The 22,090-nt window shown below is 71.3% G+C and carries 17 protein-coding genes and 1 pseudogene; 7 read left to right on the top strand and 11 right to left on the bottom strand.

Annotated elements, in window-relative coordinates:
• Positions 1–122 precede the first annotated feature (122 nt).
• The 4 genes and pseudogenes from rsmG to QSK15_RS32570 form a co-directional block, all read left to right on the top strand.
• Positions 123–833 carry a 16S rRNA (guanine(527)-N(7))-methyltransferase RsmG gene (gene rsmG, locus QSK15_RS00675; RefSeq protein ID WP_352232169.1) on the top strand — a complete coding sequence of 237 codons (711 nt, stop codon included), beginning with the start codon at positions 123–125 and terminating at the stop codon, positions 831–833.
• Between the two features lie 508 nt (positions 834–1,341).
• The gene (locus QSK15_RS00670; RefSeq protein WP_377620055.1) at positions 1,342–2,415 is read left to right on the top strand and encodes a ParA family protein; all 1,074 of its coding nucleotides are present in this window, start codon (positions 1,342–1,344) and stop codon (positions 2,413–2,415) included.
• Positions 2,416–2,442: 27 nt separating this feature from the next.
• The gene (locus QSK15_RS00665; RefSeq protein WP_285792432.1) at positions 2,443–3,459 is read left to right on the top strand and encodes a ParB/RepB/Spo0J family partition protein; all 1,017 of its coding nucleotides are present in this window, start codon (positions 2,443–2,445) and stop codon (positions 3,457–3,459) included.
• A gap of 860 nt (positions 3,460–4,319) precedes the next feature.
• Positions 4,320–5,135, top strand: a pseudogene (locus QSK15_RS32570) (hypothetical protein); the annotation flags it as partial.
• A 641-nt stretch (positions 5,136–5,776) separates the two neighbouring features.
• On the opposite strand, the gene QSK15_RS00655 reads toward QSK15_RS32570, so the two are convergent.
• Positions 5,777–6,778: a D-alanine--D-alanine ligase family protein gene (locus tag QSK15_RS00655; protein WP_030331856.1), complete on the bottom strand. Its 1,002-nt coding sequence runs from the start codon at positions 6,776–6,778 to the stop codon at positions 5,777–5,779.
• Positions 6,779–6,785: 7 nt separating this feature from the next.
• The gene (locus QSK15_RS00650; RefSeq protein WP_285792431.1) at positions 6,786–8,099 is read right to left on the bottom strand and encodes an aminotransferase-like domain-containing protein; all 1,314 of its coding nucleotides are present in this window, start codon (positions 8,097–8,099) and stop codon (positions 6,786–6,788) included.
• Positions 8,100–8,393: 294 nt separating this feature from the next.
• On the opposite strand from QSK15_RS00650, the gene QSK15_RS00645 reads away from it, so the two are divergent.
• Positions 8,394–9,059: a GNAT family N-acetyltransferase gene (locus tag QSK15_RS00645; RefSeq protein ID WP_030331852.1), complete on the top strand. Its 666-nt coding sequence runs from the start codon at positions 8,394–8,396 to the stop codon at positions 9,057–9,059.
• A gap of 12 nt (positions 9,060–9,071) precedes the next feature.
• Here QSK15_RS00645 and QSK15_RS00640 read toward each other — a convergent pair whose 3' ends face one another.
• From QSK15_RS00640 to murJ, 7 genes are all read right to left on the bottom strand, one after another.
• Positions 9,072–10,235, bottom strand: a complete 1,164-nt coding sequence (locus QSK15_RS00640) for an N-acetylmuramoyl-L-alanine amidase (RefSeq protein WP_285792430.1) — start codon at positions 10,233–10,235, stop codon at positions 9,072–9,074.
• A 170-nt stretch (positions 10,236–10,405) separates the two neighbouring features.
• On the bottom strand, positions 10,406–10,729 hold the full coding sequence (trxA, locus tag QSK15_RS00635; RefSeq protein ID WP_030331849.1) for a thioredoxin: 324 nt from the start codon (positions 10,727–10,729) through the stop codon (positions 10,406–10,408).
• A 30-nt stretch (positions 10,730–10,759) separates the two neighbouring features.
• The gene (gene trxB, locus QSK15_RS00630) at positions 10,760–11,710 is read right to left on the bottom strand and encodes a thioredoxin-disulfide reductase (RefSeq protein WP_285792429.1); all 951 of its coding nucleotides are present in this window, start codon (positions 11,708–11,710) and stop codon (positions 10,760–10,762) included.
• A gap of 183 nt (positions 11,711–11,893) precedes the next feature.
• The gene (locus QSK15_RS00625) at positions 11,894–12,910 is read right to left on the bottom strand and encodes an RsmA family anti-sigma factor (protein ID WP_285792428.1); all 1,017 of its coding nucleotides are present in this window, start codon (positions 12,908–12,910) and stop codon (positions 11,894–11,896) included.
• A complete protein-coding gene (gene sigM, locus QSK15_RS00620) occupies positions 12,907–13,623 on the bottom strand; it encodes an RNA polymerase sigma factor SigM (RefSeq protein WP_285792427.1) in 717 nt (238 codons plus the stop codon). The genes QSK15_RS00625 and sigM overlap by 4 nt, the downstream gene beginning before the upstream one ends.
• Positions 13,624–13,657: 34 nt before the next feature.
• A complete protein-coding gene (locus QSK15_RS00615) occupies positions 13,658–15,265 on the bottom strand; it encodes a protein kinase family protein (RefSeq protein ID WP_285792426.1) in 1,608 nt (535 codons plus the stop codon).
• Positions 15,266–15,710: 445 nt separating this feature from the next.
• The gene (murJ, locus tag QSK15_RS00610) at positions 15,711–17,459 is read right to left on the bottom strand and encodes a murein biosynthesis integral membrane protein MurJ (protein ID WP_285792425.1); all 1,749 of its coding nucleotides are present in this window, start codon (positions 17,457–17,459) and stop codon (positions 15,711–15,713) included.
• Between the two features lie 126 nt (positions 17,460–17,585).
• Between murJ and QSK15_RS00605 the strand changes: the two genes are divergently transcribed.
• A complete protein-coding gene (locus tag QSK15_RS00605; protein ID WP_285792424.1) occupies positions 17,586–19,046 on the top strand; it encodes a CCA tRNA nucleotidyltransferase in 1,461 nt (486 codons plus the stop codon).
• 149 nt (positions 19,047–19,195) lie between these two features.
• On the opposite strand, the gene QSK15_RS00600 is transcribed toward QSK15_RS00605, so the two are convergent.
• Positions 19,196–20,731: a flotillin family protein gene (locus tag QSK15_RS00600; protein WP_285792423.1), complete on the bottom strand. Its 1,536-nt coding sequence runs from the start codon at positions 20,729–20,731 to the stop codon at positions 19,196–19,198.
• Positions 20,732–20,760: 29 nt separating this feature from the next.
• Complete coding sequence (locus tag QSK15_RS00595) at positions 20,761–21,273, bottom strand: NfeD C-terminal domain-containing protein (RefSeq protein ID WP_285792422.1); 513 nt, start codon at positions 21,271–21,273, stop codon at positions 20,761–20,763.
• Between the two features lie 213 nt (positions 21,274–21,486).
• On the opposite strand from QSK15_RS00595, the gene QSK15_RS00590 reads away from it, so the two are divergent.
• The gene (locus QSK15_RS00590; protein ID WP_285792421.1) at positions 21,487–21,966 is read left to right on the top strand and encodes a methylated-DNA--[protein]-cysteine S-methyltransferase; all 480 of its coding nucleotides are present in this window, start codon (positions 21,487–21,489) and stop codon (positions 21,964–21,966) included.
• Positions 21,967–22,090: the final 124 nt, after the last annotated feature.

Raw genomic sequence — 22,090 nt, 5'->3', positions numbered from 1 at the left:
TCACGGCGCAAGCCGTGTCCGGCCCGGGCGGCACGCCGCCCGGGCCGTCCGCTGTCAGTCCCGTCACCGCCGACGCTGGCACGACGGGCAGCGACACCGCCCCGTCACCGGCCGACGCGGCGTTGCCGCCCGAGTTGGCACCAGCCGCGCTCACCCTCTTCGGCGACCGTCTCGACCTGGCCGCCGCGTACGCCGAACTGCTGGCCACCGACGGGGTGGTCCGCGGCCTGATCGGCCCCCGGGAAGCCCCCCGCATCTGGGATCGGCACCTGCTCAACTGTGCCGCGGTCGCCGAGCGGATTCCGTCCGGCGCGACGGTGCTCGACGTCGGCTCCGGAGCCGGCCTGCCGGGTCTCGTCCTGGCGATCGCCCGCCCCGACCTCACCGTCACCCTGATCGAGCCGCTGGCCCGACGGACCTCGTTCCTCATCGAGGTCGTCGAGCAACTCGGGCTGGCCAGGTCGGTTCGGGTGTTCCGGGGCCGGGCCGACGAGGCAGCCAGCGGATCGAGCGGCCGGGAGCCGATCAGTGGAGACGTGGTGACCGCGCGCGCGGTCGCGCCCCTGGATCGGCTGGCCGGTTGGAGTCTTCCGCTGGCGGTTCGGGGTGGCCGTCTGCTGGCGCTCAAGGGCTCGTCCGCCGCCGCCGAGATCGAGGAGCACGCCGACGTGGTGGCGCGACTCGGCGGTGGGGCGGCAACCGTGCAGCTCTGCGGCGTCGGTGTGATCGATCCACCCACCACCGTGGTGGAGATCGTGCGCGAGCGGATGGTCGGTCCGCCCCGCCCGGCAGCGAAGAAGCGCGCCCGGGGCGGGCGTCCCCGCCGAGGTTGACACTTCGCGCCATCGGGCTTCCGGCCGGCGGGTTGCCTCGTTGTACCGGTACGGGTGGACGAGGGGATGAGAACCCGACGTGGACCGGCCGCGCCCGTCCGCCGTAGGCTGACCGCGCGTCGATAGTGTGTAGCGGATGACGGACGTCGCGGGTCTCCGACCGCTCCCGTGGGCCGTACGCTCCGGGTTGCGGGCGTGGACGCGGCCGAGTTGACCGGGGCGCGGACCGACCATCCGAAGCGGGCAGGGATGACAGGTGCATGACGACGGCAGGTACGACGATCCACGCGTGACCGGGTCGACCAACGATCCCGTTTCACGTGAAACCGACTACCCGAGCTGGTCGCCCGGCGCGACCGGGCCCTCGAACCGACCCACCGACAGCGATCTGCCGCCGGCGCTCGACCCGCCGTCGGGCGCGGGTCGGCCGGACGGCTCGGCCCTCACGGAGCCGCCGAGTGCGCGCAGAACGCCGGATGCGTCGAGTCGACCGATCAACGTGGCCGAGGTGCGATCGACCTCGGGTCGCCGCAACTCCGCCGCAGCGGTTCGATTCGAGCCGGCGGTCCCGCACCAACCCACTGCGGCTGTCGTCCGGGACGCCGCTCCGGCGGTCACCGACGCCCCGGTCGCTTCGACCGAGTCGTTGGCCGCCGTGGCGGCCGACCCCACGTACGTTTCACGTGAAACCCCGACGCGCGAAGAGGATGACCCACCGTTGGCTATGGAGGCGATGCGCGCCGTGCAGATCCTGAATCCCAGTGGCGAGGTGACCATGCCTCGGCCGGACCGGACCCGGGTCATGTGCGTCGCCAACCAGAAGGGCGGCGTGGGTAAGACCACCACCACCGTCAACCTTGCGGTGGCGCTCGCCCTGCACGGCAACCGGGTGCTCGTGGTGGACCTCGACCCGCAGGGCAACGCCTCGACCGGGCTCAACGTCCCGCACCACACCGGAATCCCCGACGTGTACGACTGCCTGATCAACAGTGTGCCGCTGGTCGAGGTGGCACAGGCGGTCGAGGGCATCCCCAACCTCTGGTGCGTACCCGCGACCATCGACCTGGCCGGAGCCGAGATCGAGTTGGTGTCGGTGGTGGCCCGGGAGTCGCGTCTGGATCGGGCGATCGCCGCCTACCCGGGCGAGTTCGACTACGTCTTCATCGACTGCCCGCCGTCGCTCGGTCTGCTCACCGTCAACGCTCTGGTTGCCGCGCAGGAGGTGCTGATCCCGATCCAGTGCGAGTACTACGCGCTGGAAGGGCTCAACCAGCTGATCAACAACATCAACCTGGTACGCCAGCACCTCAACCCGAAGCTCGACGTCTCCACCATCCTGCTGACCATGTACGACCGCCGTACCCGGTTGGCCGACGCCGTCGAGCAGGACGTCCGGAACCACTTCGGCGACAAGGTCCTCCAAGCGGTCATCCCCCGCAACGTCCGGGTCTCCGAGGCGCCGAGTTACGGCCAGTCGGTGATGACCTACGATCCCGGTTCGCGGGGCGCCACGAGTTACTTCGAGGCGGCTCAGGAGATCGCCGAGCGGGGCGTCAAGGAGCCGGTGGGCCGGAATGCGTAGTGCGGACAAGTCGCTGGGAGGCGTGGCATGAAGAACCGTCCTCGGGGCGGTCTGGGTAAGGGCCTGGGGGCGCTGATCCCGACCGGGCCGGTGCCGGGTGCCGCTGGCACCGCGACGGCCGAGCCGGACAACGAGCGCCCGGACGGTGCGGGCACTCCCGCCGCCGTCTCCGCGGTGCCCGCCCGGGTACCAGTCCACGAACCGGAGCCCGTGCTCAGTCCGGTGCCCGGTGCGCGATTCGCCGAGATCCCGGTCGACGCGATCATGCCCAACCCGAAGCAGCCGCGTCAGGTCTTCGACGAGGAGGCGCTGGAGGAGCTGAAGACCTCGATCCAAGAGGTCGGCTTCCTCCAGCCCATCGTCGTACGGCAGCTCGACGACGAGAAGTACGAGCTGGTGATGGGCGAGCGGCGCTGGCGGGCCGCCCAGGCGGTGGGCCGGGAGAGCATCCCGGCGATCGTCCGGGACACCCGCGACGACGCCATGCTCCGTGATGCGCTGCTGGAGAACATCCACCGGGCGAACCTGAACCCGCTCGAAGAGGCCGCCGCCTATCAGCAACTGCTGGAGGAGTTCGGGGCCACCCACGAGGAGCTGGCCCGCCGGATCGGCCGGAGCCGCCCGCAGATCTCCAACACGATCCGACTGCTGAATCTGCCCGCCCAGGTGCAGCGCCGGGTTGCCGCAGGCGTCCTGTCGGCGGGGCACGCCCGCGCTCTGCTGAGCCTCGACGAGTCAGAGGCGCAGGAACAGCTGGCCCTGCGGATCGTGGCCGAAGGGCTGTCGGTTCGGGCGACCGAAGAGATCGTGGCCCTGACGCTGAACGACGGCCCGGCGAAGGGTCAGGCCGCGAAGCGGCGGCCCAAGGCGCACGCGCCGGCCCTGACCGATCTCGCCGACCGGCTGTCCGACCGGTTCGATACCCGGGTGAAGGTGGACATCGGCCGGAGCAAGGGCAAGATCACCATTGAGTTCGCGACTGTGGACGACCTGGAGCGGATCGTCGGGATCATCGGCGTGCAGCAGGAGGAGAGCGGCGACTGAGCCCGCCCGCTCGCCCACGGCCGCGCCACCCCACCGGGAGGCGCGGCCGTTCCGCATTACGGGGTCGTCGCGTTTCACGTGAAACAGCCGGCGGCTTCGCTCGGCGGGTCGGCGCACCGGACGGACGCCGCTGCCCTCGGATCGCCCATCCGGGTCGCCGCCGTTCCAAGGGGCACACGGAGTACGCGGGCGGACGGCTCGGCTGCCCGCGTGTGCGGAGCCGATCGAGCAGGTGCGGTCGTGGACGTCGCGGTGACGGACCGATCTCCTGTACGGGCCACAGAAGGCTTCGGAATGCTGGGGTCGACCCGAGCCACCCCTTCTGCCACTCGACGCGACAGCGAGCCACTGAGTGGCCTGCACGGCGCCTCCGTGGTGATCCTCGGGTGAACCGAAGGGCCCGAGTTGTGGTCAGACCCACCAAAGGCACCCGGGCGGCGGCGCGCGGGCCGCCGCCCGCGCCGGTTTCACGTGAAACAGCGACACCGGTTCGCGGTGACCAATCGACCCCCTGCGGGCCGCCTTGACGGTCAGCGCGGGCCGCCTCCGCGCCCGCACGCGTCGGCGTTGCGGGCACCTTCAGCCGCTGGCCTCCGATGCGGCCGAACCGCCTCGGACGCGGGTTGGCGGACAACGACCGACAGGTCGAAAAGTTATCCACACCGGTTGTCCACAGGCACCCCTCGTTTCACGTGAAACAGCGCGTGGGAGAGGGTGTGAGCCTGTGGATGACGCCCTGTGTTGAGGATCTCGGCAGCCTGTGGATATCGCCTCTCGGTGCCCGTGTGACCACTCGGCCCCGAGCGGCGGCGGGGCGATGAGCCGGTGGCTCAGGACCGCTCAAACAGGTGGGGACAGCGATGCCAGACTCGGTTAGGGTCAGCGTCGTGCACGACACCCCTCCCTCAGTCCCGGACTTCACCCAGTGGCCGTCATTTCCCTTCGAGGGTGACCTCCACGTGAAGCAGCTCGATGATCCGGTCCCGGTTGAACCGCCCCGGAAGGGCGAGGGTCTCCGGGAATGCACCGCCTGCAACGCCCCCGACGACGCCTACATCTGGGTGGGCGAGCGGTGGCGGGTACGCGCCATGGACCGGCCCACCGGTCTGCCCATGGTGCTCATCCTGGAATCGCGGACCCACCTCGACCTCGGTGACCTGCCGAACCTGTTGGCCGCCGAACTGGGCGTGATGACCGTACGACTGGAGCGGGCCATTCGCTCGCTCGACGGCGTGGCCCGGGTGCACGTCAACCGCTGGGGCGACGGCTCCGCTCACCTGCACATGTGGTTCCTCGCTCGGCCGTACGGTCGCCTCCAGTTGCGGGGCACGTTCCTGTCGCTGTGGGACTCGATCCTGCCGCCGATCTCCGAGGCGCAGTGGCGGGAAAATCTGGCGCTGGTAGCGGCCTGGCTCGCCGAGTTCGGTGGCCGTCCGCTCGCCGAGCCACCCCGCATCCAGTGGCAGGCGCCGTCCAGTCTGCTGGCCCAGTCGGCTGCCGCGGACGCCGCCGCCGCAGCGGAGGCTGCCTCAGCGGCAGCAGCCGCCGCGGACGCGGTTTCGGTCATCGAGGCGGCAGAGGAGATCCCGGAACCGGTGCGGGACTCCTCGTTCGGTTCCGCTGACGCCGACGCTGACGCCGACGCCGACAGCGGGCCGGCGGTCGGACCGGTCCCGGAGGCTGACGCCGGTGCCGGCTCGACGGCGACCACGGTCGCCGGCCGGACGGCTGTACCTGCTCGGACCGCACCCGTCACCAACCCGCCCGATATCCCGGCCGTCACGGCCAGGGACTCCACCGCCGCCGCACCCGGCAGCGCGGCGTTCGACAGCGCGGCACCGAACAGCGCGGCGTTCGACAGGACCGCATCCGAGAGCGCCGCATCCGGCAGGACCGCACCCGACAGCGCCGCCACGGCGGGGACGCCCACCGACGGATCTCACCTCGGCCTGGCGGGAGTGTCCACCGACAAGCCGGCGGGAACGCCCGGCGACACGTCGGCGGGAACGTCGGGCGACGGTTTCCACGTCGGCCCGGCGGGTGCAAGCGCGGACGCGCCCCACGTCGGCACGGCCGGCGCACGCGCCGACGAGAGCGGCTCGGCTCCCGCCATCCCGGCCGACCTCGCCAACGGCGGCGCCTCCGGGGACGCCGGCAGGGCGAGCATCCCCAGCGATCCGGACGCAGCAGCGCGCACCAACGGCACCGACACACCAGACGTGCGCGCGGGCCACTGATCTGGAACCGACCGTGCGGTTGGCCCGCCGGGTCAGCCGCACGGTCGGCCCGCGCTCGCCGCGACGGGCTGGAGGGTCGGTCAGTGAGTGGTGAGGCGGGCCGCCGCCCGGGCGACCAGGGTGCCCAGGAGCCGGCCGAAGTCCAGCCCGGCCGCCTGCACGGCGAGCGGAAGCAGGGACGTCTCCGTCATGCCCGGCGAGACGTTGACCTCCAGCACGTGGGGCTGGCCGGCCGCGTCCACGATCACGTCGACGCGCGAGAGGTCCCGGAGACCGAGCGCGGTGTGCGCCGCGAGGGCCACGTCAGCGACAGTGGCTGCCACCTCCGGGGCCAGCCTGGCCGGGGCGTGCCAGGTGGTCCGCCCCGCGGTGTAGCGGGCGGCGTAGTCGTACACGCCGTTGCGGGGCACGATCTCCACCGGCGGCAGCGCCTGTGGGCCGTCGCCGAGGTCGACGACGGAGACCGCCACATCGATCCCCGGCACGTACCGCTCCACCAGCGCCGTGGAGTCGTACGCGAAGCAGCCCACCATGGCGGCGGGCAGCGCGGCAGCGTCCCGGACCACCGCCCCACCCAACCCGGACCCGCCCTGCGCCGGCTTGACCATCAGGGGCAACCCGAGACGGTCGACGATCCGGTCCAGGACGGCGACCGCGCCCAGCTCGGAGAAGCGGTCGTGTGGAAGCGCCACCCAGTCCGGGGTGGGGATGCCTGCCTCGCGGAGCACGGCCTTGGCCGAGGGCTTGTCCCAGGCGACCCGGGAGGCCCGGGCGTCGCAGCCGACGTACGGGATGTCGCACAGATCCAGCACCCCGCGCAGCGAGCCGTCCTCGCCGGTCGCGCCGTGCAGTGCGATCACCACCGCGTCCGGCGGGTCGGCCGCGAGCGCCGGCAGCAGTGCCACGTCCGCGTCGCGCAGCTCGGCCTCCACGCCGACGGCGCGCAGCGCGTCCAGCACCCGACGACCGGATCGCAGCGACACGTCCCGTTCGTAGGAGAGCCCGCCCGCGAGCACCACGACGCGGAGGTCGGCCGAGACGGCGGATTCGGTCACGAGGAGATGCTCGACGGTCGTACCCATGCCGGCATCATGCCAAGTCGGGCCCGGGCACGTCGGAACCGGCCCGGCCGCGCCGGCCGGCGGCGCCACCCACGGCACCGAAGACCCGGCGCATGGCGATCTCCTGCTCCATCACACCGGACAGCCGGCGGACGCCCTCGCGGATCCGCTCCGGCGGCGGGAAGCTGAAGTTGAGCCGCATGGCGCCGGTGCCGGTGCCGTCGGCGTAGAAACCGGTGCCGGGGACGTAGGCGACCCGGGCGGCGACCGCGCGCGGCATCATGGCCTTCGAGTCGAGCCCGTCGGGCAGCGTGGCCCATACGAACAGGCCGCCGGTCGGTGTGGTCCAGCTGGTGCCCTCCGGCATCAGATCGGCCATCGCGTCGAGCAGGGCGTCCCGGCGCTCCCGGTAGACCTCGCGGTAGACCTTGAGCTGCTGTCGCCACGGCATGGTGCCCAGGTAGGTGGCCACCGCGGCCTGGGCGTAACCGCTGGGGCAGAGGATCTGCGCCTCGCTGGCGATGACCAGCTTGTCGCGGACCGCGTGCGGCGCCAGGATCCAGCCGACCCGCAGCCCCGGGGCGAAGGTCTTGGAGAACGTGCTGAGGTAGAAGACGCCGTCCCGGCGGCGGGCCCGCAACGGGGCCGGGGCCTCACCCTCGAACCCCAGCTGACCGTACGGGTCGTCCTCGACGACGAGCAGGCCGGCGCGCTCGCAGATGTCGAGCACCCGTTCCCGGCGCTCCTCGCTGAGCGTCACGCCGGTCGGGTTCTGGTAGGTGGGGATCGTGTAGAGGAACTTGACCCGCTGGCCCGCCCGCGCCAGGTCGGCGATGGCGGTCTCCAGCGCCTCCGGGATCAGCCCGTCCGCGTCCATCGGTACGTGCACGACCTGCGCCTGGGCGGCCTGGAACACGCCGAGCGCACCGACGTACGTCGGCCCCTCGGCGAGCACCACGTCACCGGGGTCGAGGAAGAGCCGGGCCACCAGGTCCAGTGCCTGCTGCCCGCCCACGGTGACCACGACGTCCTCCGGGGACGCGCCGCACGCGGCGTCGATGCCGGAGAGCGACATCACCTCGCAGATCCGCTCGCGCAGCTCGAGGGTGCCCTGACCGATGCCGTACTGGAGGGTGCTCACGCCGTGCTCGGAGCCGAGCCGGCCGAGCATCTCGCCGACCGCGTCCAGCGGAAGGGCGGCGATGTACGGAGCGCCGCCGGCAAGCGAGACGACCTCCGGGCGACTGGCCACCGCGAACAATGCTCGGATCTCGGAGGCGGTCATCCCGCGTACCCGCCGGGCGTACCGGTCGGTGTAGTCGTCGAGTGTCGTGCCGGTCATGACCTCACCTCGATCACTGCTCGGGTGGCTCCCGCCCTGGGTACCCCGCACACCGCTGACCATGGCGGAGGGCACACCGATTGTCGATCGTAGTCCGCCGCAGCCCCGCAGCGGTCGGGCCGAGGCAGATCGACCACATGGCGGACCTCGTCGGCGTCCCCCTCGGGGGTGGGCATCTGCGCGTCCCCTCCCGTACCGCCGATCGGCGGCGTACGATCGCTCGTCGGGGGCAGGAAGGCGGCGCTGTCGTTCCATGCCGGTCTCACCACCGAGCCTATTGTGGGGATGCGCCATATGTCGCGACGTCTGGTCAGCCTGACCCTCGACACGTTGGAAGACCTTCCGCGCCCGTGCCGGCAGTGCGTCTACTGGGAGCTCGACCCGGTCTCCGCGGAGCGGGCCTGCGCCGCCGGCGACCCGGGCCTGGAGAAGGAGGCGTGGGTCTCCCAGACGCTGCTGGAGTGGGGCTCCTGCGGCAAGCTCGCCTACGTCGACGGCATGCCGGCCGGCTTCGTGATGTACGCCCCGCCCGCCTACGTGCCCCGTTCGATGGCGTTCCCGACCTCACCGGTCTCCGCGGACGCGGCACTGTTGATGACCGCCAACGTGGTCGCCGCGTTCGCTGGCGGCGGGTTGGGCCGGATGCTGGTCCAGGGTGTCGCCCGGGATCTGACCAAACGGGGGATCAAGGCCATCGAGGCGTTCGGCGACGCCAAGTTCGGCGACGCTGACGACCCGGCCGGGGGTTGCGTGGCACCTGTCGATTTCTTCCTCTCCGTGGGCTTCAAGACCGTACGTCCGCATCCGCGTTTTCCTCGGTTGCGCCTCGAGCTGCGGACGGCGTTGAGCTGGAAGTCCGACGTCGAGTACGCGCTGGAGAAGCTGCTCGGCTCGATGAGTCCGGAGACGCTGCTCCGGCCGGTCCGTCCCGCCCCGGCCACCCGCTCCACCAACGGCTGACCTGGGATTGGATCAGTCGATCACGGTGCCGGCGGTCACCACGGCACGCAGTTCGCTGACGTCGAGCGATCCGGTCGGGACGTCTCGTTCGATGGGGTAGTACATCCGCTGCACCGCCGCCACGATCGCCTCCACCACCCGGTCCCGGAACCGCGGATCGACAAGGCGGGCGCGGTCCGTCGGCGAGGTGAGGTAGCCGACCTCGACCCGGACGGCGGGCATCCGCGTCAGTCGCAGCAGCTCCCACGTCTTGGCGTGGGTACGGCAGTCCCGCAGCCCGGTGCGGGCGACGATCTCCCGCTGCACCAGCCCGGCCAGACGTTCACCGGTCGCCGAGGTCACCCCGTTGTCGGTGCCGTAGTGGTAGGTCGCCACGCCCTCCGCGTCCGGGTTGGCGTGGCCGTCGAGGTGCAGGGAGATGAACACGTCGGCGCCGAGGGAGTTGGCGAGCAGCGCCCGCTCGGCGTCCGGCAGGCAACTGTCGGGCGACGGGCCCCGGGTGAGTTGCACCCGCACCCCGGAGGCGGCAAGCCGCCCCTCCAGGCGGCTGGCCAGGTCGTGCACCAGGTCCGCCTCCGTCCAGCGCAGCGAGCCGTCGGGCACCACCATGCCGGGGTCGGTGCCCCCGTGCCCCGGGTCGATGACGACAGTCTTGCCGACCAGCGCCGGCCCGGACTGCCGGATCGCGTCGGATTCGCGGAGCCACTGCGGGCGGCCACCGACCACCTTGCGGCCGATCCGGCGTAGCGCGTTCATGGTGTGTGGGCCGCAGGAGCCGTCGGGGGTGAGCCCGACCTCGCGTTGGAACTGGGCCACCGCCCGCGACGTCCGGACACCGTAGATGGCGTCCGCGCGGCCCACGTCGTACCCCATTTCCAGCAGTCGCTCCTGCAGCGACCGGACGTCCTCGCCGGTGAGCGGCTCGGGGACCGCGTGGTAGAGGGTGCGGGCGCCGAGCCGCCAGCGGGCGGCGTCCAGGGCGCGCCAGGTCTCGGCTCCGACCCGGCCGTCCACGCTGAGCCCTCGCGACTGCTGGAACGCGCGGACCGCCCGCTCGGTGTCGACGTCGAACTCGTCGGTGTGCGGGCCGGCGGCGGCGAGCAGGTCGAGGCCGGTCAGGATGGTACGGATCTCCGTGACCGCGGGTCCCCGGTCACCGGGTCGGATCGGACGCACGCACGACCCCCTCTGCACGACACTGGCTGGCCGGGCGGCCCAGGCTTGAGGCTATGCGCTCCGGGACGGCGAGGTGGCTGGGGCGGCGAAATACGTCGACGCTGCGGCCGGGAAGACGACGAACCCCGCACCCGCCGAGCGGGTACGGGGTTCGGGTGAGTTTCTGCTGGTCAGAGGGCCGATTCGATGAGCCGGACCAGCTCGCCCTTCGGCTTGGCACCGGCGATCGACTGCACCGGCTGGCCGTTCTTGAAGACGGTGAGCGTCGGCACCGACATCACCCGGTAGGCCCGGGCGGTCTCCGGGTTCTCGTCGATGTTGAGCTTGACGATGGTGACCTGGTCACCCATCTCCCGGGCGATCTCCTCGAGCAGCGGTGACACCTTGCGGCACGGCCCGCACCACTCCGCCCAGAAGTCCACCAGCACCGGCTTGTCGGCCTGTAGCACGTCAGCGACGAAGCTCTTGTCCGTGACCGCCTTGGTTGTTCCCACTATGCCCCTCCTCCGGGATGTGTTCGTTGTTCAGCTGAGCGTCGCGATGAACCGCTCGGCGTCGAGCGCGGCGGCACATCCGGTGCCGGCCGCGGTGATCGCCTGTCGGTAGGTGTGGTCGACCACGTCACCGGCGGCGAAGACACCGGGCACGTTGGTGCGGGTGCTCGGGGCTTCGACCTTCACGTAGCCCTCGTCGTCCAGCTCGACCTGGCCCTGGAACAGCTCGCTGCGAGGGTCGTGACCGATGGCGACGAAGACGCCGGTCACGTCCATCACCTTGGTCTCGCCGGTGTGCACGTTGCGAACGCGGACGCCGGTGACCTTGCCGTCGTCGCCGAGGATCTCCTCGACGGTGCTGTTCCACTCGACCTTGATCTTCTCGTTGCTCAGCGCCCGGTCGGCCATGATCTTGCTGGCCCGGAACGAGTCGCGGCGGTGGATGATCGTCACCGAATCGGCGAAACGGGTGAGGAAGGTGGCCTCCTCCATCGCCGAGTCGCCGCCGCCGACCACCACGATGTGCTGGTTGCGGAAGAAGAAGCCGTCACAGGTGGCACACGCGGAGACACCGTGGCCCAGGTATTCCTGCTCACCGGGTACGCCCAGCGGACGCCACGCCGAACCGGTGGAGAGGATGATGGACCGGGCCCGGTAGGCGGTCTCGCCAACCCAGACTGTGCTCACCGCGCCGGAGCCGGCGTCGCCGGTGTCCACCAGCTCGACGCGGGTCACGTCGTCGGTGAGGAACTCGGCGCCGAACCGCTCGGCCTGCTTGCGCATGTTGTCCATCAGCTCGGGGCCGAGGATGCCGTCGGCGAAGCCGGGGAAGTTTTCCACCTCGGTCGTGGTCATCAGCGCGCCACCGGACTGCACGCCCTCAATGATCAGCGGCTTCAGATTGGCGCGTGCGGCGTAGACCGCCGCTGTGTAGCCGGCCGGCCCGGAGCCGATGATGATCAGGTTGCGGACCTCGTCCACTGCCGTCTCCCGAGTTGTGTGTGTTCGGCGTCGGCGCGAGCACCGATGCCGATCCGAGTTGCCGACGCCTGGGTGGGGCCGGCAGCTGACTTCCAGAACGTCATCGTACGAACCGGGGATTCCCGAGCCGGGCATCCGGTGGGTCAGGTCACGTGAGCGGTCATCGTGCCATCGACCGTGGATTCACCCTACCCGCGCCGAATACCTGCTGTCCGAGCCGGACCCGGGCACTCCGCACTCCGGGCCGCTCACCCAGGCCCACCGGGCTCCGGTGGCATCGGTGAAGCGAATGACCAGCGCCTGGTCACCCTGGAAGCGGGCGTAGTCGATCACCTCGATCACCAGTGGCGCCGATCCGTGCTCCGCCGCGACGCTCGCCAGACAACTGGTCAGGGCGGCCTCGTCGGTCAGCCGGGCCAACTGGTCCGACCCGTCGGGAGAGGGCCGGCGTTCGCCCTCGGCATCCACCCCCGGCTGCTCGCCCTTGCCGGTCGCCCGGCTGGTGGCGGGTGTCCTCGGCGAGCCGGTGTCGTAGGCGTTGCCGAGGGTCTGCGGGGTGTAGTTCGTACCACTGCGCAGCGCCGGCCCGGTGGTTCGGGCCGTCCCGGCCCCCGCGACGCCCTCGGGCGCGCTGGCCGGCCGATCCATGGCGGTGGTGCCGGCGGAGTCGTCCGACGCACTCATCGACAGCTGGTTGAGGCCCAGGGCGACGGCGATCACGGCGATCGCGGCAGCGGCCACGGGTGCGCCACGGCGGGCCCAGCCGCGCCGGCGGCGACCCGGACCGGTGGACGCCCCGCGCCCCGCACCGGCGAGCGTGGGGACAGCCGGCCGGCGACCGGCACCGCCCTGCGTCGGTACGACCACGGGCGTCGCCGCGCCGCCGTCCGGATCGACGCTCGGCGCGGCGGCGTGGGCCTCCCCGGTCGAGGTGTCGTTCGTCGGCTGCGCGGAGGCCAGCGCGGCCAGCAGCCGGTCGGTGATCGCCGGCGGCATCTGTGGGGACGGCTCGGCCCAGCGGGTCAGGTCCGCCCGGACCTCGGTCACGGCAGGGGCCAGCAGCGCGTACGCCTCGGCCCAGGACGGGTCCGCGGAAACCAACTGGGCGACCTCGTCCTGCTGCGGAGTGCCGTCCAACGCCCCGCCGAGGTAGTCGGCGAGGAGGTCGACGTCGACCTCCCGGAACCCCTCGGTCGTCACGTGTCCTCCTGGTTGGCGTCCCGCCGGTACCGGCCTGACCTCGATCCGACGCCCTCCACCGGGCCGGGGTTCCCCGGCGTGACGCCGGGCACGCCGGTGACCGGGGCGGTCGGGTCCGGTCGGGCCGAAGACGTCGCGACGGCATCGGGGCGGAGATGCCCGAGCAGCACGGCCAGCCGTGCCCGGCCCCGGGCACACCGGCTCTTCACCGTCCCCTCGGCGACGCCGAGGATGCGGGCTACCTCGGCCACCGGATAGCCCTGCACGTCGACCAGGACCAGCGCGGCGCGTTGCTCGACGGGCAGCGCGGCGAGTGCCTCGCGGACCACCAGCACGGTGTCATGGTCCGTCGCCGGTGCCGCCGGCTCCGACCGGCCGGTGCCCGATCCGTCATCCGCGCGGTTGCCGTCCGGCAGCGGCACGGTGGGGTGCGCCTGCCGGCGGCGGATCCGGTCCAGGCAGGCGTTGACCACGATCCGGTGCAGCCAGGTCGTGACGGCGGAGTCACCGCGGAACCGGGCCGCCGCCCGATGTGCCGACAGCAGGGCGTCCTGGAGTGCGTCGGCTGCCTCCTCGCGGTCGCCGAGCGTCCGCAGGGCCACCGCCCACAACCGGTCGCGGTGCCGGTGGAACAGTTCGGCGAAGGCGTCCCGGTCACCGGCGACGTGCGCGCGCAACAGCTCCAGGTCCGGTGCGGCGGCACGCCCGTCCATCACCGCGTCCAGCGGGTGCGGTGCCCGGACCGGCTCACGACCCCTGGACCGTGATCTCCTGCACCCCCAGCTTGAAACCGTCATCGGTCGGCGGCAGCTCGGTGATCCAGAACAGCAGGTACTGGTATTTCGTGTCGGCGTCGAAGCCGTTGAACGTCATGGTGGTGCCGTCGTGGTCCTCGAACGGCTGGCCGATGGCGGTCTTGTAGGCCGCCACCAACTGCTTGTCGCCGTTGCTGCTGGACGGCGGGTTGGTGGTGCCGGCGAGCAGCTGGGCGGACGCACCGGTTGCCGACAGCACCGCCTGCACCGACTTGACGGTGTGCGGCTCGCCGAGGTCGATCCAGACGCCCATGCCCTTCTTCAGGTTGCCGAAGTTGGGCTTGTTGACGTACGTCTCGGTCTCCCAGCCCTTGTCCTCGTCACCGTCGATGACCCGCTCGGCGTTCTTCACCTCGGTGCGGTCCTTGCTGTCCGGGTCGATGATCCGGACGTCCTTCACGGCCAGCTTGCGAGCCGTGACGGCGGCCGGGGTGGCGTCGCCGGCCGGGGCGCTGGAGGTCGGCGCGGCCACCGGGTTGGACTGCGGGTCATCGTCGTCACCGCCCAGCGCGATGATCCCGATTAGCAGGCCGACCAGGGCGACGGCCAGCAGGCCGGCGATACCGACGGCGACCTTGCGACCGCCGGCCGCGGCCAGCGGCGACGGCTCCTCCCCGGTCTCGGCGGCGAACCGCAGCGGGCCGCTGTTGTCGAGGTAGTGCTCGTCCTCGGCCGGCACGTCCAGTCGCGCCAACTCGGCGGCCAGCACGTCGGACGACGGCGGCGCGATCTCGGCGTCGAGCAGATCCATGGTCAGGTCGTCCAGGTACGCCGGGACGCCCGCCCGAACCTGGCGGGGTGCCGCGATGGCACCCGCGGCGTCCCGGACAGCGTCCGGGATGGCGGCGCGGCCGTGGCCGGCGGTGGCACCCCGTAGCGGTGCCTCGGCGTGCGGCCAGGAGCCGGTCAGCGCGAAGTAGAGGATGCCGCCGACCGCCCGGATGTCGTTCTCCTGGCTGTCGGCGCCGTCGGTGCGGGCGTCGGCCAGGACCACGCGGCCCTCGTCACTGATCATGACGGTGCCGGGGTGGACGTTGCCGTGCACCATGCCGGTGGCGTGCACAGCGGCGAGCGCGCTCGCGACGGCGTTGCCGATGGCGGTGGCCCGAGCCGGGTCCAGGGGGCCGTCGGTGGTCAGATCCCGCAGCGACTGCCCGTCGACCCACTCGCGCACCACGTACGCCCGGTCGGCCTCGTCGATCGCGTCGTAGACGCCGACCAGGTTGGGGTGGATGACCCGGCTGGCCGCGACGGCGGCCTGAAGCATCTCGGTGGCGGAGTCGCCACCCGGGTAGCGCAGCACCACGGCAACGGGACGACGCAGGATGACGTCGACCCCGCGCCAGACCAGCCGACCCGCACTGTCGTTGTTGATGTGCTCAACCAGTTCGTACCGCTCGGCGAGGACTTCACCGGCCGTGGGAGCACCGAAGGTCATGACCGGAGGAGCGCTTTCGTCCGCCTCCTGACCCTCGCCGACCTGGGTCACCCGTCCTCCCTCGGTGATCGTGTCGATCGATGAACCCGAACTGCTGGGCATGTGGCTTCCCGCTCTGCCGTTGAAGGAACCGGCCGACCGGTGTCGACGCCCAGCGTCGGCCCCTGCCGTACCCGTCGAGAGCGACCTTACCCGGGTTGCCCGTCTCTCCGACATGTCATCTTCCCGCTCTAACTGGCGGGGTTCCGGCAGTCGGAGAAGTCGTCCGGTTACGACCGTTGTCAGCTACGTTGCTGGCACATGTACTAGCTAATCTACGGCTTCACCGCAAGTGACCGAAGCCGGGGCTGGGCCGGCCTGGCGCTCGCGCTGCCTCGTACGTTCCCACCGATCGGTTCGCCACGCTCAGCCGTACGGTTGGTTATCCACAGGCTGAAGCGGTGGTTGACCGGCGAATCGCGGAGTTATCCACAGAAGCATCCCCAGCCTGGTGATCCGTGGTCACGATCCGTATGAGTGCCAACTTGTTGTAATCAACTGCTGACATTCAGCGACCGAGGCGGCGGCGAACCATTCCGACCACCTCGGTGATCTCCCCGATCCGCAGCACCATGGCCAGACCCAGGTAGGTCCCGCCGATCACCACGCCGCCAATCACGAGCTGCACGACAGCCTGTATCCAACTTGGCCGGTCACCGCCGGGCAGCAGGTTGATCACGAGCAGGCCGACCAGCGCGGCGCCGAGCGCGGCGACCAGGACCCGGCCCAGGGTGCGCATGATGTGGCCCAGCCCGATCCGGCCGACGCGCGGACGGAGCAGCCAGGCGGAGCCGATCGCCGCCGCCAGATACGAGACAGCGTTACCGATCATCATCCCGGCCGCTGCGAAGTGGGCGGCGAACGCGGCGAACAGCACGATCTGCACGCCGATCCGCAGCGCCACGACCGGAATGTTGATCAACGCCGGGGTGCGGGTGTCCGGCAGGGCGTAGAAGGCGAAGGTGAAGAGCTGACTGATCGCGAACGGCACCAGAGCGAGCGCGGCCAGCAGCAGCACCAGCGAGGTGTCGGCGGCGTTCTCGTCGCTGAACGCACCGTAGCGGAACAGCACCACCGCCAGCGGGGTGGCGAGCACGGCGTAGCAGACGGCGATCGGAGCGAGCACCGCGGAGACCGTCCGGGTGCCCCGGGACAGGTCGGCGGCCACGTCGGCGTAGCGGCCGTCGGCGGCGGCGGCGCTCATCCGGGGCATCAACGCGGTGATGATCGAGACGGCGATGATGCCGTGCGCCATCATCAGCAGCAGGAAGACGTTGTTGTAGATCAGGGCGCCGGCGTCCCCGTCGCCCGCCCGGTTGAGCAGGTTGAACAGCACGATCAGGCCGACCTGGCTGACCGCCACGTAGCAGAACATCCAGCCACCGAGCCGGCCCAGCTCACGCAGGCCGAGCGCGCGGAAGTCGAAGCGGAGCTTCCATCGGAAGCCGACCTTGCGCAGCGCCGGCAGCAGGCCGGCGGCCTGGATCGCGACACCGAGCAGGGTGCCACCGCTGATCAGGAGAATCCGCCCGGTGGTCATCTCGTCCGGCTTCACGATCTCCGCACCGAAGATCGCGATGTAGAGGCCGGCGGTGGCGATCACCACGATGTTGTTGAGGATCGGCGCCCACATCGGGGCGGCGAAGTGACCCCGGGTGTTGAGTACCGCGCTGACCAGCGCGCTGAGGCCGGTGAAGAAGATCATCGGCAACATCAGGTACGACAGTTTGGTGACCAGGTCCTGGTAATCCGGTCCGCGGTTGTCGCTGGTGTAGAGCTGGGTCAGCAGCGTCGCGGCGGCCACCGCGACCAGCGCGGCCACCGCCAGGGTGACCACCGCCAGGGTCAACAGCCGCTGGGCGTACGCCTGGCCGCCGTCGGTGTCGACCTTGCGCCGACGGACCAGCACCGGGATCAGCACGCTGGTGAGGATTCCGCCGAGGAGGAACTCGTAGACCATTCCGGGCAGGATCTGCGCGGTGGTGTAGGCGTCACCGACCAGCGCGCCACCGAGCGCGGCCGTCAGCACCAGGGTCCGTAGGAAACCAGTACCCCGGCTGACCAGGCTGCCGATCGCCATCACCGCGCTGTTGGTCGCCGCGCTCGCCTCGCCCACCTGCTCCTGCGGCGGCGCGGTCGACTCCATGGCCGGCTGGTTCAGCGGCTCCGCGGAGATGAAGGTGGCGCCGTCCCCGGGACGGATGCCAGGGTCGCCGTCGTTCGCGGCGTTGGCGCTGCGGTAGAGCCCGCCGCTCATCTCCAGCCTCCCAGGGGTACGTCGGGTCGGACACCGACCCGCACGCCACAGACCATAGTCAACCCGCACCCGTTACCCGCGCCCGGCGGATCTGATCACACCCCGGACCGATAAGCTGGCGATCCCATGTCCGAAGCCTCCGCTCCTCACGCCGCCGACCGCCGCGAACTCACCGCCGCGCAGCGCAACGCCGTCGCCGAACTGCTCCGGGTTTCCCCGGTCGCCGACGAGTTGGGCCGCCGCTTCGTTCGCGCCGGTCACGAACTGCACCTGGTGGGTGGTTCGGTGCGGGATGCCCTGCTCGGTCGACTCGGCGACGACCTCGATTTCTGCACCGACGCGCACCCCGACGAGACCCTGCGGATCATCAAGGGCTGGGCCGAGTCGATCTGGGAGACCGGTCGGGAGTTCGGCACCATCGGTGCTCAGCGCGACGGCCTCCGGCTGGAGATCACCACATTCCGTGCGGAGTCGTACGACCAGGTCAGCCGCAACCCGGTGGTGGTGTACGGCACCAGCCTCGACGAGGACCTGAAGCGGCGCGACTTCACCATCAACGCGATGGCGGTCAGCCTGCCGGACCACCGGTTCACCGATCCGCACGGCGGGCTGGCCGACCTCTCGGCCAAGGTGATCCGTACCCCGAGCACGCCGGCTGAGTCGTTCGGCGACGACCCGTTGCGGATGCTGCGGGCCGCCCGGTTCGCCGCCCAGCTGCGGTTCGCGGTGCATCCGGACGTGCATCTGGCGATGACCGAGATGGCCGCCGACCTGGACCGGATCACCGCCGAGCGGGTCCGCGACGAGTTCACCAAGCTGCTCTGCGGCGCGGACCCGATCACCGGGCTGCGGCTGCTGGTGGACACCGGGCTGGCCGAGCGGTTCCTGCCGGAGCTGACCGGGCTGAAGCTGGAGATCGACGAGCACGCGCAGCACAAGGACGTCTACGAGCACACGTTGACGGTCGTCGAGAACGCGGTCTCCTACGAGGAGGAGGGCTGCGATTTCATCCTGCGGATGGCCGCCCTCCTGCACGACGTCGGCAAGCCGGCGACGAAGGCGGTCGGGTCCGACGGCCGGGTCAGCTTCCACCACCACGAGGTGGTCGGCGCCCGGCTGACCAAGGCCCGGATGAAGGCGATGCGGTACCCGAAGGAGGTCACCGCGAAGGTGACCGCGCTTGTCGCGCTGCACCTGCGCTTCTACGGGTACGGGCGGGGCGAGTGGACCGACTCGGCGGTGCGCCGCTACGTCGCCGACGCCGGTGACCTGCTGCCCCGCCTGCACAAGCTGACCCGCTCGGACTGCACCACCCGCAACCGGCGCAAAGCTGCCCAGCTCGCGGCCGACTACGACGCGCTGGAGGACCGGATCGCCCGGATCGCCGCCGAGGAGGACCTGGCGCGGGTCCGACCCGACCTGGACGGCAACGCGATCATGGAGCTGCTCGGCGTACCGCCGGGGCCGGTGGTCGGCCGGGCGTGGAAGCACCTCAAGGAGCAGCGCCTCGAGCGCGGCCCGCTGGACCGCGACGCCGCCGAGGCGGAACTGCTGCGCTGGGCGCGCGCCGAGGGCCTGGTCGACTAGCTCCAGCAGGCCGCCGCCTGGCCGTGATCGACTCGGTTTCACGAAAACCGGGGTGTCCCGATCGCCAGGACACCCCGGATTCCGGTAACCCGAGTGGATCTGACAGGCGCCGCCCCCGAACCGGGAACGGCGCCCATCGGCGTACGGCGTCAGCGGGTCTCGACGGCGGTCCCGTCCACGGCCGGGGTGCCCTTGCCGGTCGAGACGCCGTTGCCGCCGGGCGTTGACGCCGAGCCGAGCCGGGCCAGCAAGCCGGCCAGGTCGATCCCGGTCAGGTCACTGCCGAGCTGGAGGCCCTGGGCCACGTTGCCGGCCACCGACTTCGTCAGCGACGAGGCACCGTCGGTGGAGATCACCGTCATCTTGTCGATCGCGCCGATCGGCGCACTGGCCGCCTCGACGACCTGCGGCAGCACCTTGACCAGCAGGTCCAGCACAGCCGCCTCGCCGTACGCGGCGAACGCCTCGGCCTTGCGCGCCATCGCGTCCGCCTCGGCCTCACCCCTCGCCAGGATGGCCGCGGCCTCGGCCTGACCCTCCCGCTCCACCGCCTCGGCGATCGCGGAGCGCCGACGCTGCTCGGCCTCACCCTCCTTGGCGCCCTCGATGGCGTTCGCCTCGGCGAGCGCGGCCCGCCGGGCCCGCTCACCCTCACCGGTGAGGCGGGCCTGCTCGGCGGAGGCCTGCGCGGCGGCGATGACGGACTGACGCTGCGCGTCGGCGTGCAGCACCGCCGCGTTACGGGACGCCTCGGCCTCCTGTTCCACCTTGTACCGGGCGGCGTCGGCCGGCTTACGAACCTCGGTGTCGAGTTGGCGCTGCTTGAGTTCGGCGTTGCGCTCGGCCACCTTCTGCTGCTCGGAGAGGATCGCCTGGTCCCGCTCGGCCTGAGCGAGCGGGCCGGCCGCCGCGGACTTCGCCTTCGCGGCGTCGATCTCGGCCTGGATACCGGCCTGCTTGAGGGCCAGGTTCCGGTTCGCCTCGGCGATGGCCTCCTCGGCGAGCAGCCGCTCCTGCTCGGCCTGCTGCCGGGCCCGCGCCTCGGCGATCGCCGCGTCCTTGAGCACCCGGGCGGCCTCGGGGCGGCCCAGGTCCTGCAGGTAGGAGCCTTCGGCGAGGATGTCCTGGAGCTGGAAGGTGTCCAGCACCAGACCCTGGTTGGTCATCGAGTGCTCGGCCTCCTCGGCCACCGCGCTGGCGAACGCCGCCCGGTCCCGGATGACCTCCTCGACGGTGAGCCGGCCGACGATCGAGCGCAGCGCGCCGGCCAGCACCTCCCGGGTGAAGTTGTCGATCTCGTCCTGTTGGTGCAGGAACCGTTGGGCGGCGGCCCGGATAGCGTCCTCGGTGCCACCGACCTTGACGATCGCCACCCCGTGCAGGTCGGCGCGGATGCCCTGCTTGCTCACCGCGCCCCGGATGCCGACGTCGATCCGTCGGCTGGACAGGTCCAGGGACTGGAGCTTCTGCACCACCGGCAGCACGAAGACCGAAGCGCCGAGCACGACCTTCTGCCCGGAGGTGTCGGTGGACCGCCCACCGTCGGCGGTCTGCGTGGTGCGACCCTTGCGGCCAGTGACGATGAACGCCTCGTTCGGCCCGGCCACCTTGATCCGGGAGAGCACGAAGAGCACCAGGATGAGCGCGAGGAGAACCGCGCCGCCGATGGCGATGAGTAGTGCCATATGAGCAGTCCCGTCTACGAGGGGGTTGATCAGTAGGTCTCGACGTGCACGCTGGTCTCGCTGAGCGCCTGCACGACGAAGACCTGGGCGCCGATCGGGATCGGTTGGTCCGCACGGGCGCTGAGCTTGACCGGTTGGCCGGCGAGGCGAATGCGGACCTCGCCGTACCCGTTGGCGGGCACCGGGGTGACGACCAGGCCGAGCGCGCCGACCAGGTCGTCACGGGTGGGGGTGGCGTCGGTGCGCATGTTGCGCGCCGCCCGGCTCAGGCGGGACGCCAGCCATCCGGTGGGCACGGCCGCGAGCACACCACCGACCACCGCACCGACGACCATGCCGGGGGTACGCGCACCGAGCAGTTCGTTGACGATGGCGCCGCCGAACCCGAACGCCCCGGCGAAGCCGGCGACCGTCTCGACCGAGATCGGCCCGTCCACGTCGGCGTGCCCGAACTGGAGCAGCTCGGTGCCGAGCAGGGCGAGCGCGAGCACACCGATGCCCGCCCCGCCGATGATCAGAAAGATGAGCGTCCCCGTTGCCACGGCCTTGACGGTATCGACGCCGCGCAACGCCGAACGGGCCGGCGAGAGGGCACGATGATCTACCGCTGCCGGGTCGCTGACGGTGATCGAAAAGGGCAGCGCCCACCCGCGCCGAGCGGACGGCGGAGGCAATCCGGGCCGCCGAGCGGTGGCACTCGGCCCGGCGCTGGTAGCCGCGCCGGCGAACGAGTCCGCGACAGGGAGAATGGGTGGATGCGCTGGACCGTGCTCGACGCACCGATCGGTGAGTTCTCCGTCGCCACCGACGACACCAGCGTCTGCGGTGCGCATTTCGGCCGGGTCGAGGCAGCCTCCGATACACCCGACGACGCGCTGTCCCGGCAGGCCGTGACCGAGCTGCGGGCGTACTTCGCCGGTGAGCTGACCGGGTTCACCGTCCCGGTGTCGCCGCCACGCGGCTCCGACTTCGAGCGCGCCGTGTGGCGCGAGATGACGCGGATTCCGTACGGGCAGACGCTGACCTACGGGGAGGTGGCGCGCCTGGTCGGCGATCCCGGGGCGGCACGGGCGGTCGGAGTGGCCTGCAACCGCAATCCGATCCCGGTGATCGTGCCGTGTCACCGGATCGTCGGCGCGGGCGGCAAGCTGGTCGGCTTCGGTGGGGGCCTACCGCGCAAGATCAAGCTGCTGGAGTTGGAAGCCGCTGTCGCCCTGCGGCACGCGTGGTCCTAGACCGGTGACTGTTGCCGTCGCCTGGCCGACGCGCCGGAGATGAACACGTGACGATCGCTACACATTTCGAGGCAGGCGCCTCCGGGACGGCGGCATCCTCGTCGCTGCGGCGGTCCGCCCACAC

It is taken from the genome of Micromonospora sp. NBRC 107095 (genome assembly GCF_030269705.1).
GTDB lineage: Bacteria > Actinomycetota > Actinomycetes > Mycobacteriales > Micromonosporaceae > Micromonospora > Micromonospora parva.
Note: the sequence above shows the minus strand (reverse complement) of the source record. Positions and strands in the feature narration are given on the sequence as shown.

What these genes read in the sequence shown, in the direction of transcription:
- QSK15_RS00665 (WP_285792432.1), top strand. Translation starts at nt 2,443, where the DNA reads ATGAAGAACCGTCCTCGGGGCGGTCTGGGTAAGGGCCTGGGGGCGCTG.
- QSK15_RS00655 (WP_030331856.1), bottom strand. Translation starts at nt 6,778, where the DNA reads ATGGGTACGACCGTCGAGCATCTCCTCGTGACCGAATCCGCCGTCTCG.
- QSK15_RS00650 (WP_285792431.1), bottom strand. Translation starts at nt 8,099, where the DNA reads ATGACCGGCACGACACTCGACGACTACACCGACCGGTACGCCCGGCGG.
- QSK15_RS00645 (WP_030331852.1), top strand. Translation starts at nt 8,394, where the DNA reads ATGTCGCGACGTCTGGTCAGCCTGACCCTCGACACGTTGGAAGACCTT.
- sigM (WP_285792427.1), bottom strand. Translation starts at nt 13,623, where the DNA reads ATGGACGGGCGTGCCGCCGCACCGGACCTGGAGCTGTTGCGCGCGCAC.
- QSK15_RS00615 (WP_285792426.1), bottom strand. Translation starts at nt 15,265, where the DNA reads ATGCCCAGCAGTTCGGGTTCATCGATCGACACGATCACCGAGGGAGGA.
- murJ (WP_285792425.1), bottom strand. Translation starts at nt 17,459, where the DNA reads ATGAGCGGCGGGCTCTACCGCAGCGCCAACGCCGCGAACGACGGCGAC.
- QSK15_RS00605 (WP_285792424.1), top strand. Translation starts at nt 17,586, where the DNA reads ATGTCCGAAGCCTCCGCTCCTCACGCCGCCGACCGCCGCGAACTCACC.
- QSK15_RS00600 (WP_285792423.1), bottom strand. Translation starts at nt 20,731, where the DNA reads ATGGCACTACTCATCGCCATCGGCGGCGCGGTTCTCCTCGCGCTCATC.
- QSK15_RS00590 (WP_285792421.1), top strand. Translation starts at nt 21,487, where the DNA reads ATGCGCTGGACCGTGCTCGACGCACCGATCGGTGAGTTCTCCGTCGCC.